Genomic DNA, 14,256 nt, shown 5'->3' with positions numbered 1-14,256 from the left:
GAGCCTCGTTTTGCATTTCAGGGGGTGTCCTGCCAGCTACCGCCGAGCGCCCGGTAGAGCGAAACCGCGCTTACTGCGGCATCGGTCTGGGCCTGCACCAGCTCACTTTGTGTGTCCAGGACCTGGGTGTGGGCGTCGAGCACCGAGAGGAAATCAGCCTCGCCGGCGTTGTACAGCTCCTGCGCCAGAGTCGACGAGCGCTGCGCCGAATCAACCGCCAGGCTTAGGCGCGCGCCGCGCTCCCGCTGCGCGCGCACATCGGTGTACGCTACCTCGACATCCTGCAGCGCATTGAGCAAGGTCTGGTCAAATGCGTATCCCACCTGCTGCAGCGCTGCATCTTGGGCGTCGATGTTGGCGTGAATGCGGCCGGCATTGAACAGAGGCCAGAATATGCCCAGCCCGAGGGTAAACAGATTGTCAGTCACGGCCGGCATGCCGCGGTAGGCCAGGCGATCAATCGCGTCGCCGAAAGATAGCGTGAACTTCGGCAGCAAGTCTGTTTTCGCCACACCGAGGTTGGCCACGGCCACGTCGATGCGGCGTGCGGCCTGGCGCAGATCGGGGCGCCTCTCGAGCAACTCCGCCGGCGCCTGCCGAGGCAACGACGGCGGTGCTGGCGGGATCGGCGCGGCCGACAACAGCGCCCGGTCGATCGATTCGGGCGGGTCGCCGGTGAGCACGGCCAAGGTTCCCAATTCATTGTCGATCCGCCGCTGAACGTCGGCTACTGAAGCCTGGGCCCGCTGCAACTGCGTTTGCGCACGAGCCACGTCCAGGTCCGTGGCCAATCCGGCCTGGTACCGCACTTGCGTCAGATGGACCGTATCGGCCCGCACGGCAATGTTCTCCTCCACAATCGCGCGCTGGCGCTGGAGTCCCCGCAGTTGCATATAGGCAGTGGCGACGCTGGCAGTCAGCGCCACTTCGAAATCCCGGCGCGCCTCGTCCGTCGCCTGTGCCTGCGCGGCCGCGGCCAGTGCTGCAAGTTGGTTGCCGCCAAAAATGTCGATGACCCAGCTGCCGCTCACGCCAATCCCAGCATCGCTGGCGAGGCCGACCGGGGGCGGCACGTGTGACCGCTGCCGGGTCGCGCTCGCATTGAGGTTGAGTTCCGGAAACAGGCTGCTGCGTGCCACGGCGCTCTGCGCGCGCGCCTGGCGAGTGCGCTCGACCGCCGCTTTCAGGTCGTAGTTGCGCGCCAGCGCCTTGTCGATGAGCCCGCGCAACTGAGCATCAGCAAAACCATTCCACCATTGCGCCAGTTCAGCAGTTTCGTCGATGCCGCCGTTCGATGCGCGCCACGCGGACGGCAAATTCGATGCCGCTGCGGCAACGGTCTCGTTGCGCGGCAGGCTGACGCAGCCGCCCAGCATCGCGAGCGCAACCAGGAGGGCGATAGGCCTGAGGCCGGTCATGGCGCGCTCGCTTGTCGATTGTCCGCGGGGTTTGCGGCGACTGATGTGGACAGCCTGGCATTGGTCGACGAAACGGCCAGCGCCGGCGCCTCGATGAACACGTCCATCAGTTCGCCATCGTAGACCTGTTCACTTCCAGCCATGCGGTAGATCACCTGCAGCACGCGCGTGTCGACGCGTTCCGCGGTATCGCCAGACAGGTTGCGTTTGGGGATCAGCCGTGGCTCCACCCGCACGAACTCCAGCGGTATACGGCGGCTGGTGTCGCCACGCGGCGAGGCGTAGGCCTTGCGCTCGGGTACAAGGCGTGGCGCGTCTTCTTCGGACACATCCACGCGTACGTGCATGGCCGACGTATCGCCCATCACCACTAGCGGTGACTTCGCCGGAACCGTGGCGTATTCTCCGGGACGGACATCAACCTTGAGGATCTGGCCGTCGATCGGTGCGACCACAACGAGCCGGGACAGGTTGGTCCGGGTCTCCTGTAGTGCCGCCACGGCACGTGCCAGCGAGGCCCGATATGTCGCCAGCTGCGCCTTGGCGGTGTTGACCGCAATGCGGCGCCGCTGCAGGTCTTCGTCGCGGATGGCGCGGCGGTCGGTGACCTGTTCGATCATCGTCAGCTGCACCTGGGCGTCCGCCAGCGCAGCCTCGCCGACCGCCATCGAGGCGCGGGCGGCTGACACGTCGGCCTCACGCACCGGGAGTTGTGCCGTGAGTTCGCGGCTGTCCTGCTCCCAAAGTACGTCGCCGGCGCGCACTTGCTGTTGTGCCTTGACCCGCACCGCGGTCACCAGTCCGGGCACGACCGGCGCCACTCCGATATCCTCCGACTTCGGCTCGACCAGACCGACGGCGCCGATGGAGCGGGCGAAGCCGCTCGCGGGTGGTGCGACAGGCGGCGCCTCGTGCTGCTCGGTGTGCGTGTTCTTTGCCACCAGGAACGTGCCGCCGATGAACGACACTACCGCTATCCCGGAGAGGAGAAGCTTAAGGCTCGGTTTACGTATGGACATGGCAGGTACCCTCAGGACGTCTGATGCGCTGGGTCGGGCACCGGCGCCGGCCGGGTGTCGGCGAAGCCGTTGCCATTGGCGCGGCGCACGATGTGACCGTCCTCCATGTAGGTGATCGAGTGGGCAAACTCGAAAATCCGGTTGTCGTGAGTGACGATCACCACGGCCCGATCGGGCGAGACGGCCACAGCGCGGAAGAGCTCCATGACGGCATGGCCGGATTCGGCGTCCAGGTTCGCGGTCGGTTCGTCGCACACGATCAGGCGCGGCTGGTTGATCAAGGCCCGTGCGATGGCGACCCGCTGCTGCTGGCCGCCCGACAGCTCCACCGGCCGTGCGTCCGCGCGTAGGCCAAGCCCAAGCTTTTGCAGCAACGCGCGTCCGCGCTCGGTGGCGGCACGGCGCGGCATGTTGGCGGCCAACAGGGGTACAGCCGCATTTTCGGCGGCCGTCAGCGCCGGCAGCAGGTTAAACTGCTGGAAAATGAAGCCAATGTTCTGCAGCCGGAAGCGGTTGGCACGTTCGCCGCGCAGGCCATGCAGCGCCTGACCCAGAATCTCCACGGTACCGCCGCTGGCCTCCAGCAGTCCGGTGATGACCGACAGCAGCGTAGTCTTGCCGCAGCCGCTCTGTCCCACCAGCATGCTGATCTCGCCAAGCGGCACATCCCAGTCCACGCCGCGCAGGGCCCGCACCGCGGTATCCCCGGCGCCAAACACTTTCTCAACCTTGCGACAACGCACCGCGTATTCTGTGCTCATGGCTTACCTGAACACGATGGCAGGCTCGAGCTGCAGCACTTTGCGGATGCTGAGCAGGCTAGCCAGGATGACGACCGCAAAAATGATCACGCCGACGCCTACTGCGCTCTGCCACATGAGGATGATTCCGCGCGTCGCGATCTGGTGCAGTGTCACTTCGAAAAACCCCGCGACCAGGCCAAGCCCCAGTGCGTACCCTATGGCCGCCACAATCAGCGCCTGCAATACGATCAGTCCGACCAGGCGCCGATTGGAAACGCCGATGGCCTTGAGCGCCCCGAACTGGCGCAAGTTTTCAATAGTGAAGATGTAGAACGTCTGGCCAGCGACGACCGTGCCCACGATTAACGCGATGCCAATCGTGATGCCGAAGTTGACCGGGATGCCGGTGTTCTTCAGGTAGTAGCGCATCGTCTGCCAGAAGAAGCCATCTTGTGTCATCGCCCGCAGGCCCGTTGCCTGGCTGATGCGCTCGGCTAGCTGATCGGGCGTGACGCCCGGCTTGGGTGCGGCCAACACGACGGACAGTTGTCGGCTTTCGTGTCCGATCAGCTGAATGGCCAGGCTGTAGCGCGCGTAAATGACCGGAAATGTGGTAAAGGGCGCCCCTGCGTCCGAAATCGCGCCTATTACGACGCGGTGGTCATTCATCTCAAGCGTGCGCCCGAGCTGCAGCGGCTGCCCAGGAAAGAAGAAGCCATAGCCTGCCTTGTCCAGCACAATGGTGTCTGGCTGGCGCAGTGCTTCCATTGAGCCGAGCACGATCTTGCGCACGGCCCCGGTCAGGGTGGCGTCGTCCACACCCATCAGCACGCACTGCCGGAAAGTGCCGTCGACGGCCTTGGCTCGCCCAGAACCTTTGTAAAGCGGCACCGCCCAGCTCACGGCGTCGACGCCGCGTACACGGAACAGCTGGTTGTCGGTCATCGGCGCAATCTCGTCGGCGTATGGTGTCTTCGGGTCCATCACCCAGACCGGTGCGTCGATGACGTCCAGGATCTGGCTGCCGGTGCGCGACATGATGCCGGCGAAGATCGAAGTCTGGTTCATCAGGAGGAACGAGGCGAAGGCGAGCGAAAAGATCAGGCCGAACAACTTGGCGCGGTCTCCGAACAGCATCTGAATGGCGACATATTTCATGACGCTTCATCCTCCTGCTATATGACCAATGTAATAATCTGGCACCGCGAAAATTGGTTTTCCCTGGGTCAGGCCTGGCAGAAATTCGCGCGGTAGAACTCGCGGGCCTTCGCGAGCAGCATGTCGCTCATGGCGCGATCGGCAAGGACGCGCGAAACCATCAGCACGCCGGCCATCGACGCGAGCATCAGCCCCGCCTTCTGCCGTCGCTCAACCGGGTTCTCGCCTGCAAGGTGGGGCGCAATACGGTCGAGCATGGCGAGGGCGCCGGCGGTGAACTCCTTGCGCAACTTCCGGTCACTGCGCGCGACGTCGCCCGCCAGGGCTGCCATCATGCAACCCGACTCCGGATGATCGCGATGGCGGGCGCTGAGGTAGGCGTCAATGAAGGCCGCTAGTTGCCTCTCGGAAGGCGAGGTGCCCGGATGGTCTAGCAGCCACTCGACGCTCCCCTCGAATCCTTCCACACTGGCCTCCCGGAACAGGGCGGCCTTGTCGGCAAAGTGGAAGTAGAACCCACCTTGCGTCAGGCCGGCGCGCATCATGATGTCGCGCACCCCGACCCCATCGATGCCACGCTCACGATAGGCAGCTGCCGCCGCCCTGACAATCTTGCGGCGTGTCCTTTGGCTTTTGGGGGCTTCGGCTTGACGGGGGGGCTTCACGATAACCACAATGGGCAGGTGGATGCCTTCATACTAGAGCACGCAAAAAATATTACAAGTGACCGAATTTTTGGTTGACCGGATCGGCTAACGGGCCGTCCGACGCGATCCCGGCAACCCCGCGCTTCCTTTACGTTGGGAGCGAATGGGACGAGCTCGCGCCGGCCGCAGAATGGACCGGAATGCGCGACCCGTTCATCGAAGCGATGACCGCGGAATCGCCTTGTGAGCCGCAGATCATGGCGACGGCAGGGGGACGGACTCTATGGAGACCGCCATTGATCGGACTGCCCGAACTCGGGGCTATCGCTGCGGCTTAAAGATGTCTGGGCAATCCGAATACGTCTACAGCTCGCAATGGATACTTGCGAACTGGCGATCGTCGATCTTGCCCTGGACAGCAAACTGCGCGGTTGCGGCCTTGTCAACCTGGTTCTGGCCGTTCAATTTTCCCTTGTCGGCTCTACGCAGCCTGCGCCGTGATTGAGAGCTAACCACGAAGTGCCGGCCTTGGTGATGCCGCAGCCTAAGCCTCCCGGGTCTGCTGGAAGAACGCGCGAGGCACTTCCGGGCCCCATAGCAGCAAGATTGAAAAGATGCCGGCAGGTCGGTGGAAGGACCTGACGAAGGCAGTGGAACGCAAGAAGGCCCAGATTCGGGCGCGGGTGGAACTTCCCTTTCACGTGGTGAAGAACTTGTTTGGCCACAAGAAGACCCGCTACAAGGGCTTGGCCAAGAACACGGCACAGATGTTCAGCCTGTTTGGTCTGGCAAATCTGGTGATCGCCAAAAAGCCGTTACTGGCGTTTCAGGGGGCAACCCGTCTTGAGTACGCAAATCGGGTCCGAAAGGGCGCGAGATGGAGGGCATGCGGCTCGAAATCGGGCTCAGACCCCTCCCGTCTTCCGCATGGTGAAAATCAGACGCCAAACAGCCGCCGACCTCCAGCGCGACTGTTATTGATCAGCAATTCCCTAGGCGTTTCACGAACGTGAATCGATCGCATTGGATTTGACGGCCGCTGTCGAGTAGCCATGGAAACTGCCCCGGCCAACTCGAATCGGTGCTGGCCAGGCACAAGGTAAGCTCCCGCCTGCCGGCCGATTTGCCGCTGTGCGAATTCGATCCGGTGCTGATCGAACGCGTGTTTGTGAATATTTTGGAGAACGCCGCCAAGTACACTCCGCCGGGTAGCGAAATAGTGGTGTCCGCCACCGTCGGTGATGGCATGCTCCATGTGACCGTGGACGACAATGGTCCCGGCTTGCCAGCCGGGCGCGAGGAAACGCTGTTTGCCAAGTTCGAGCGAGGCGAGAGCGAATCTGCCCAGCCCGGCGTCGGCCTTGGCCTTACCATTTGCCGCGATCGTCGAAGCCCACGGTGGCCGCATGCACGCTGAGAACCGCAGGGAGGGCGGAGCCCGCTTCGTCTTCACGCTGCCATTCAGCGCATCCCTGGCCATTGACGAGACAGAATCTTAAACGCGTTCGACAGTTCGCCACTTCATACCACACATGCATCATGAAAACCGCTGCCCGCATTCTGGTCGTTGAAGACGATGCGCACATCCGGCGCTTTGTCTGCACTTCACTGACCGCCGAGGGCTACAGTGTGTTCGAAGCGCAGACCGTGGCACGTGCGCTGGTCGAGGCCGCCAGTCGACAGCCCGAGCTGTTCGTTGTCGATCTCGGGCTGCCTGACCGCGATGGCCGCGAACTCATCTCGGAACTCCGCGCATGGACGCTGGCCCCCGTAATCGTGCTGTCGGCTCGTGACCACGAAGAGGATAAGGTGGCAGCATTGGACGCAGGTGCCGACGACTACCTGATGAAGCCATTTGGCGTGCCGGAGCTACTGGCTCGAGTCCGGGCGCAGTTACGGCGCAGTACCGTGATCACCGGCAGTGAACACGCCGAGATGGTGAACTTTGGCGAAGTGGCTGTGGATCTGGCTGGCCGGGAAGTGAGGCGCCAAGGTAATCTGGTGCGATTGACGCCAACCGAATATCGCCTGCTGGTAGCCTTGATCAGGGGGCATGGCCGCGTGCTGACGCACCGCCACCTGCTGCTCGAGGTATGGGGGCCGAATAGCTCGGAGCATGCTCACTATTTGCGGATTTACATGGGCAATCTGCGGCAAAAGCTGGAGGTAGACCCGGCTAATCCTCATCACTTCATGACCGAACTGGGTGTGGGGTATAGGCTCGTTGGCCTGAGTTGAGCAGGAAAGACCCTGCACACGAAATGATTTAGGCAAGCAATGACATTGCCGATATTCTGACCATTGGCTTTGGGGTTGTAAGCCGCCCAAGCAGCGGGTTCCAAAAGATCTCGCAGACCATAAATTGTGCTTTATTGGACGCATGATATTTTTCGTCCCTCGAAAGTCGCCAATGATGCAAGGCGATTTCGGCCGCGCTAGGGCAAGCAAGCGGCGCCCTACAGTGGATCCTGTGCAACGCTCGCTGAGCCGCGCTAACGAAGGCCCTTTGACCGTGACTTGAATCACGATTACACTCGCCGCGTAGTGCCTCTGGAACTGGGTCATCCGGAGATAAAAGAAAAGGAACGCGAGCATGGGCCAAAGAAGCCCGGCGGTGCGATATAGCCGAGAACATTGGCTATTTCGGGAATTCAGGGTAGCCACGGTGTGCGGCGGCTTGTGCCGAGACGCTCGGCTCGAGGCCGGCTTTACGCTGATCGAGTTGATGGTGACCGTGGCAATCATCGGCATTCTTGCTGCCGTAGCCTATCCCTCATATATCCAATACGTCGTGCGCTCCAATCGCGCAGCGGCGGAATCGTTCTTGCTGGAAGTCGCCAGCATGCAGGAACGCTTCCTAGTGGACAACCGGGCCTACGCCACAAGCCTTGCCGCACTCGGCTATGCAAGTCTTCCCGCCACGATTTCCTCCAATTACCAGATCACCGTCACTGCGGTCGCAGGTCCCCCACTTGGATATGTCCTGACGGCGGCGCCGCAGGGCACGCAAGCCACGAACGACAGCGCATGCGGAACGGTGACGCTGTCGAATGCCGGGGACAAGAGCGTCTCCGGCACTGGATCGAATTGCTGGAAGTAGCCTATGCAAAATACTCATGCATCGAATATGGCCAGCGCGCTCGCTAATCACGGATTCACACTCATAGAATTGCTGGTAACCCTGACAGTGCTTGCCATCATCGCGTTTGCTGCGGCCCCATCATTCTCGAGCCTGATCGCGACGCAACGCGCACGCAATGCTTCGCTCGATCTTTCCGCCGCGCTGACATTGACGCGTAGCGAGGCAGTCAAGCGCAACAGCAGCGTCACCATGGCCGCCTCCGGCGCCTGGGCCGGCGGCTGGGCCGTGACCGCTGGCGCCGAAAAGGTGCGCACTTTCGGTCCATATGACGGCATTTCGATCACCGCCAGCGCAGGCAACTCCTTATCGGTCGGTAACGACGGCAGGCCCACTACCGGCAGCCTGACGTTCCAGGTAGCGCCGTCGGTATCGCCTCAGGCCGCCTCGACGATCTGCGTGCAGTTGAGTGGAACCGGCCGCGTCGCTTTGGTGTCTGGAACATGTACATGAGCTCGGGTTCACCCCATGCGCGCAAACGCCTGCGCCAGTCCGCGCAGCGTGGCGCCACGCTGATCGAGGTCTTGGTATCGGTCGTGATCCTGCTGGTGGCGCTGCTCGGCACCGCGGGCCTGATTGCCCGCTCCAGTCAATCGGAAATGGAATCCTATCAACGTGTGCAGGCGCTGACACTGCTGCAGGACATGGCAGCCCGGCTCAACGCCAACCGCCAGGCTGCAGCCTGCTATGCCAGCGGCACCACCATAACGACGGCGGGTAGCACCACCGTTGCCGCTCCAGCTTGCACGGTCGGCACCGCTGCGCAGCAATCCATCACCAATGCCGACCTGGCAGCTTGGGGGGCAGCATTGCTCGGTAGTGCGGAGAACAAGGGCGGAAAGACGCTAGGTGCCATGATTGGTGCGCTCGGTTGTATTGAAGCCATCAATGCCACGAATCAGATCTACCGCATTACTGTAGCCTGGCAGGGTCTTGCCAAGACCACCGCCTCAGCGCTGCCATGTGGTGTCGGTCGGTTCGGTAATGACAGTTACCGTCGCGCGGTAAGCATTCAGGTACGCATTGGAGTTCTTTCGTGACACGGCAGCGCATTGCGAAGCGCCATCGGCAGCGCGGCATTTCCCTGATCGAGTTGATGGTCGGGTTGACGCTTGGGCTGCTGCTCTTGACGGCCCTGGGGAGTCTGTATTTTTCCACCACGCAGTCGCGCTCAGAATTTTCCAATAGCGCCGAGCAGGTGGAAAACGGGCGCTATGTGGTAGACACGGTAGGCCGCGAGATCGAGCTTGCCGGCTTCTTTGGCGCCGCCAGCGTCGCGAGCGGCGCAACCGTGGCAAGTCCAGCCCTGTGTGCTACGACGCCGGGCGCGCTCGGTTTTGTCAGCGCGCCTGCGACGGTCCCTCTCGGCCTTCAGGGCTACGCTCCGGGTACGGTGGCCCCATGCCTGCCGAATCTGGCTCCGACGTCGGAAATAGTTGTGATAAGGCGCGTGTCGACGACGCCCGCGGCGGTGGCAACCACCGGGCAGTCTTATATACAGGTATCGTTCTGTTCCAGCGACGCCACGCCGTTCGTGTTTGACGCCAGCGCCCCGGCCTTCACCATGCGTACCAAGGCATGTGACCCAGCCGTCGCCGCGGAGTTACGCCCGGCGGTAGTCCGTATTTTCTATCTTGCTGCTTGCGATGTGTGCTCCGGCGCTGGCGACGGCCTGCCGACGCTGAAGATGGCTGAATTGTCCAGCGGAGCCTTTCAGGTCAATTCGGTGGCGCAAGACATTCAGGATATGCACTTATCTTACGGCGTGGATCTCGACAATAACGGTTCGGCCGACTGCTACGTCAGCGACCCCGGCGTAAACAACAGCGCCATCTGCACATCAGTACCCGCATACGACTGGACGACTGCCCTCACCAATTGGCAGAACGTTACGTCTGTACGCATTAACGTCCTTGCCCGCACGCGACGGGCCTCGCTCGGCTGGACAGACAGCCGCACCTATGATCTCGGACGTGCCACTGTCAGTGGCCCGTTCAACGATGGCTTCAAGCGCCACGTCTACGCCCGGGTGGCAAGGCTGGTCAATGTAGCGGGCCGCCGGGAGTAATCCATGCAAATCGCGCAGCGCCGGCAGTCCGGCGCCACCCTGATCGTCACGATGATTTTCTTGGTGATCTTCATGCTGCTGACGATATCGCTGGTCAGTTCCAGTGTCATCAATGTGAAGGTCGCCGCTAACCAGCAGCACGGGGTGGAAGCACAGAATGCCGCGCAACAAGGCATTGAGCAGGTCATCAGCAAGGACTTCACCGCCAACCCAACGGCAGCGGCGGCTAGCGTGCCGGTCGATGTGAACGGCGACGGGAGCGCTGACTATACGGCGCAGGTCGCGGCTCCGGTGTGCCAGACCAGCAAGCCGGTAAAGAATACGGACCTCAATACGTCCAATGCTGACGATGTCTCCTGTTTCGTTGGCAACGGTAACCAGGACACCGGCATATTGACAGCATCCGGAGGTGGTGGCGGAAATTCGCTGTGCAACTCCACTCAATGGGACGTAAAGGCCAGCGTCAGCGATAGCGCCGCTACAGGCGCCAACACCACCTTGCATCAGGGCATCTCAGTACGCGTGCCGGTCGGCACGGCATGCCCGTGAACTTGTTGTCACGGCCCGGTTTTCCATTGCTTCACCCCCGCATATCAGGACTCACAATGCGTCAATTCGCCGAACGCGCCGCCTCGCGTATTGCCATCGCCACGTTGCTCGTACTTTCCGCCTTGCCCCCGGCAATGGCGGAGGACATCGATCTGTACACGGGCTTGCAGCCCCAGGCGGGCAAGCCCAATGTGCTGATCCTGTTCGACAATGCATCGACCTGGGATGCGTCGGCCAGCTTTAGTTGCTCCACGTCGGGGGTCGTGTCCAGCAACAATGATGGCAAGGACGTCGGTGCCGAGCAATGCGCGCTCTACAACGCGGTGTCGTCGATCAAGACCAGCCCCACACTGCTGGGCAACCTCAACCTCGGCGTGATGATGTTCGGCACCGGGAACAACAACGGCGGCAAGTTCAAATTCCCGTCGGCGGCGCCCTACAAGTTGCCGCTGATGGACAGTAGCGGGGTCGACAGCTTCCTGAGCTATGTGAAAACGATCGACCGTCAAAAAGACAACTCGAACAACTCGCAGGTCGGCGGTGGGATGCAGGAATCGTGGGCCTACTACGCCGGCAAGACTGGCTTGTCCGGCACCACGTACACCTCTCCGATCGACAATCCCTGCCAGCGCAATTTTGTCATCTATATCGCCAACGCCGTAAACAACGGCAAGCCGCAAGACACAGGCCAGGTCGCCATCAATGCCCTGGTTGCAGCAGGCGCGACTACGGCGCAGCAACAGCAGATTGTCATTCCCGCTCCCAACAACCAATACCAGAGCAATTGGGGCGACGAATGGGCTCGCTTCATGTACCAGACTGACGTCCAGGGCAACATGGCCAATCGCCAGAATATCGTGACCTACACGATCGCGGTGACCGATAACAACAACCCTGACTATGTCCAGTTCGCGAGCAGCATGGCGACCAACGGCGGTGGCAAGACCTACGTGGTACAGCTCGGTGACGTCAATGGACTGACTTCGGCCTTGCTGCAAATCTTCAACGAGGTGCAGGCCATCAACAGCGTGTTTGCCTCGGTCAGCCTTCCAGCCTCCGTCAATGCCCAAGGTCAGTTTCTCAACCAGGTCTATGTTGGCATGTTCCGCCCGGATGCCACCGCGGCGCCGCGGTGGCAAGGCAATCTCAAACAGTACCAGATCGGCTACGACGCCGGTGGCAACATCGTGCTGCAGGATGCCAAGGGCAACGCTGCCATTAGCAACGCGTCGACGGGCTTCATCTCTCCGAACGCTGTCAGTTTTTGGACGACGGAGCCGCCGCTTTCCTTTGGCGCGACCGGCTACGGTACCAGCGCGGTCAGTAGTTGGCCGGCCACGGGATACTGGCAGAACAGCCCATCGAGTGTCGGTTGGGGCCTCGAATCCCCCGATGGGGAGGTCGTGGAGAAGGGTGGTGCGGGCGAGATGCTGCGCGCGCAGTTGCTGACCAGCCAGACTGGCCGGCAACTGATAACCTGCAATGGCGCGGGTACCTGTCCAACCAGCGCGGCGATGCCAACGTTCGATAGTTCCAACACTTGGTTGACCGGCTCGGCCGGCCTGGCGGCGATCAATTCTGGCACTGGCGGCGCGGCCACCATCACCGCCACCGAATTGCCCAAGCTCATCGCCTGGGTACGCGGCAAAGACGTCGCTGCTTCGGATTCCACCAGCCTGGCCGGCACCGAAGCGGAACCAGGCCCCGGTACGCCGGTGACGGTGCGCAGCTCGATCCACGCAGACGTGCTGCATTCGCGGCCGGCCGTCGTCAACTATGGCGGCAGCAAGGGAGTCGTGGTGTTCTACGGCACCAATGACGGCGTGTTCCACGCGATCAACGGTAACCAGACACAGGGCATCGGCAGTGTCAGGCCGGGCGGTGAGCTATGGGGTTTCATCGCTCCTGAGTTCCTTGGCAAGCTCAGCCGTCTCTACACTAACTCTCCGGAGGTGAAGCTTTCGACCACGCCTGGCGGTATCACCCCCGCTCCGATGCCGAGGGATTACTTCTTCGACGGAAGTACCACCGTGATGCAGGACTTGCGCGACCCGGCGCACCCTCGTGTGGTCATTTACCTGACGGCACGCCGCGGCGGGCAGCTGTTCTATGCAATCGACGTGACCGATCCCGTCAATCCGCGCTTCCTGTGGAAACGAACCAATGCTGACATCCCCGAACTCGGCCAGACCTGGTCCCAGCCGCGCGTCATGCGCGTGCGCGGCTACGCCAGCCCATTGGTGGTGATGGGCGCTGGCTATGACGCGGCCGAGGACAGCGATCCGTCGCCCGGAGTCGATACCATGGGGCGCGGCATCGTGGCATTCGATGCCACTAGCGGCGCCGTTGTGTGGAGCGCGCTACCCAACTGCAGCGGTATGAGTGGTACATGCCTGACGGTCGCGGGCCTGACCCGGGCCATCCCGTCGGATGTCACAGTGCTTGACCGCAACGGCGACGGTTATATCGAACGCCTGTACGTTGGCGACGTCGGCGGCAATCTCTGGAGAGCCGACTTTGAAACTACCGCCGGCAATGCTCCTGCCAACTGGACGCTTAACAAGCTCGCCGCACTCGGCGGCGCAGCTAACACGAACAACGCGCGCAAGTTCTTCTATGCACCCGATGTCATTTCCACTGTTGCCTACGATGCCGTTACGGCCGGTACGGGTGACCGCGAGCATCCCCTGTACTCAGCTTCGACCACGCAGGGGACTGCTTATAACGTGGTCAATCGCCTCTACATGTTGAAGGACACCAACATACTCGCCATGCCGGCCACCTGGACGCCCATCACCGAGGCTAGTCTCGTCGATAACACCAGCGCCACGGCCAAGTACGACGGTACCGGTTCGGGCTTCTACATTACGCTCACCAATCCCGGCGAGAAAGCAGTGAATGCGCCGCTCACCGTTGCCGGAAACACCACCATCGGCACAAATACACCAGCAGTGCCTCAGGCGGGCATGTGCTACCCCAATCTTGGCATCGCCCGGAGTTATTCCTTTAGCTTTCTTACAGCATCAGGCCAAAACCCACAACGTTCGATCATCCTGGATGGCGGCGGCTTTCCGCCTTCTCCGGTATTCGGCATGGTATCAATTGGCAGCGGCGCGAGCGCTACCGTTGTGCCGGTTTTGCTCGGTGGTGGTAACCAGACCGGCGCCGGAGGGGGTGACGCTACCTCGGCACTAGGCGCTCAGAAGATCAGTATCGCGGGAGTGGGCAAGCGCAAACGCATCTACTGGTATCCGGAGAGCGACAAGCACTAGAGCCGCGCATCAAGCATTGATTGAAAGTGGCGAGGCAAACTGCGAAAGCACATCCGCCGCGCCGACGACGAACGGCCGAAGCGGCCGATGAAGAGACGCTCGCCAACCGCGAGCTGCTGGATGACCGCTAGCCACCCCTCACCCCGTTCGGTGGGCGGAGCCTGGATGGCGGCTCGTCGGCCGAAGCGACCCCTCACCTGGTTCCAAAGGTGAGCGGTGGAATGTCCGCTTCCCAGCTCCACG

Annotated in this window: 13 protein-coding genes and 1 pseudogene; 9 read left to right on the top strand and 5 right to left on the bottom strand. The window is 61.9% G+C overall.

From position 1 onward, the window contains the following. Positions 1-17 precede the first annotated feature (17 nt). The 5 genes from ACGLHR_RS06200 to ACGLHR_RS06180 form a co-directional block, all read right to left on the bottom strand. Positions 18-1,418, bottom strand: a complete 1,401-nt coding sequence (locus ACGLHR_RS06200) for an efflux transporter outer membrane subunit (protein WP_400092685.1) — start codon at positions 1,416-1,418, stop codon at positions 18-20. Continuing rightward, a complete protein-coding gene (locus ACGLHR_RS06195; RefSeq protein ID WP_400092683.1) occupies positions 1,415-2,437 on the bottom strand; it encodes an efflux RND transporter periplasmic adaptor subunit in 1,023 nt (340 codons plus the stop codon). The genes ACGLHR_RS06200 and ACGLHR_RS06195 overlap by 4 nt, the downstream gene beginning before the upstream one ends. A gap of 11 nt (positions 2,438-2,448) precedes the next feature. After that, complete coding sequence (locus ACGLHR_RS06190) at positions 2,449-3,198, bottom strand: ABC transporter ATP-binding protein (RefSeq protein WP_400092681.1); 750 nt, start codon at positions 3,196-3,198, stop codon at positions 2,449-2,451. A 3-nt stretch (positions 3,199-3,201) separates the two neighbouring features. Continuing rightward, positions 3,202-4,338, bottom strand: coding sequence for an ABC transporter permease (locus ACGLHR_RS06185; protein WP_400092680.1), 1,137 nt, complete (start codon positions 4,336-4,338; stop codon positions 3,202-3,204). Positions 4,339-4,406: 68 nt separating this feature from the next. Then, entirely contained in the window at positions 4,407-5,003 is a 597-nt protein-coding gene (locus tag ACGLHR_RS06180) for a TetR/AcrR family transcriptional regulator (RefSeq protein WP_400092724.1), read from the bottom strand. A gap of 584 nt (positions 5,004-5,587) precedes the next feature. Between ACGLHR_RS06180 and ACGLHR_RS06175 the strand changes: the two are divergent. From ACGLHR_RS06175 to ACGLHR_RS06135, 9 genes and pseudogenes are all read left to right on the top strand, one after another. Next, positions 5,588-5,821, top strand: a pseudogene (locus ACGLHR_RS06175) (transposase); the annotation flags it as partial. Between the two features lie 245 nt (positions 5,822-6,066). Continuing rightward, positions 6,067-6,402 carry an ATP-binding protein gene (locus ACGLHR_RS06170; protein ID WP_400092679.1) on the top strand — a complete coding sequence of 112 codons (336 nt, stop codon included), beginning with the start codon at positions 6,067-6,069 and terminating at the stop codon, positions 6,400-6,402. Between the two features lie 119 nt (positions 6,403-6,521). Next, the gene (locus ACGLHR_RS06165) at positions 6,522-7,223 is read left to right on the top strand and encodes a response regulator (protein WP_400092723.1); all 702 of its coding nucleotides are present in this window, start codon (positions 6,522-6,524) and stop codon (positions 7,221-7,223) included. Positions 7,224-7,578: 355 nt separating this feature from the next. Further along, positions 7,579-8,085, top strand: a complete 507-nt coding sequence (locus ACGLHR_RS06160) for a type IV pilin protein (RefSeq protein ID WP_400092677.1) — start codon at positions 7,579-7,581, stop codon at positions 8,083-8,085. A 3-nt stretch (positions 8,086-8,088) separates the two neighbouring features. Next, a complete protein-coding gene (locus ACGLHR_RS06155) occupies positions 8,089-8,577 on the top strand; it encodes a GspH/FimT family pseudopilin (protein ID WP_400092676.1) in 489 nt (162 codons plus the stop codon). Next, positions 8,574-9,164, top strand: coding sequence for a type IV pilus modification protein PilV (pilV, locus tag ACGLHR_RS06150; protein ID WP_400092674.1), 591 nt, complete (start codon positions 8,574-8,576; stop codon positions 9,162-9,164). The genes ACGLHR_RS06155 and pilV overlap by 4 nt, the downstream gene beginning before the upstream one ends. Beyond that, positions 9,161-10,192, top strand: coding sequence for a PilW family protein (locus ACGLHR_RS06145; RefSeq protein ID WP_400092672.1), 1,032 nt, complete (start codon positions 9,161-9,163; stop codon positions 10,190-10,192). The genes pilV and ACGLHR_RS06145 overlap by 4 nt, the downstream gene beginning before the upstream one ends. Before the next feature lie 3 nt (positions 10,193-10,195). Beyond that, a complete protein-coding gene (locus tag ACGLHR_RS06140) occupies positions 10,196-10,741 on the top strand; it encodes a PilX N-terminal domain-containing pilus assembly protein (protein WP_400092671.1) in 546 nt (181 codons plus the stop codon). Positions 10,742-10,797: 56 nt separating this feature from the next. Continuing rightward, positions 10,798-14,013, top strand: coding sequence for a pilus assembly protein (locus ACGLHR_RS06135; RefSeq protein ID WP_400092670.1), 3,216 nt, complete (start codon positions 10,798-10,800; stop codon positions 14,011-14,013). Positions 14,014-14,256 lie beyond the last annotated feature (243 nt).

The sequence above is a fragment of the Cupriavidus sp. CuC1 genome (assembly GCF_044627735.1).
GTDB lineage: Bacteria > Pseudomonadota > Gammaproteobacteria > Burkholderiales > Burkholderiaceae > Cupriavidus > Cupriavidus ulmosensis.
The sequence above is the reverse complement of the archived record's forward strand: the minus strand, read 5'-3'. Positions and strand labels throughout refer to the sequence as shown.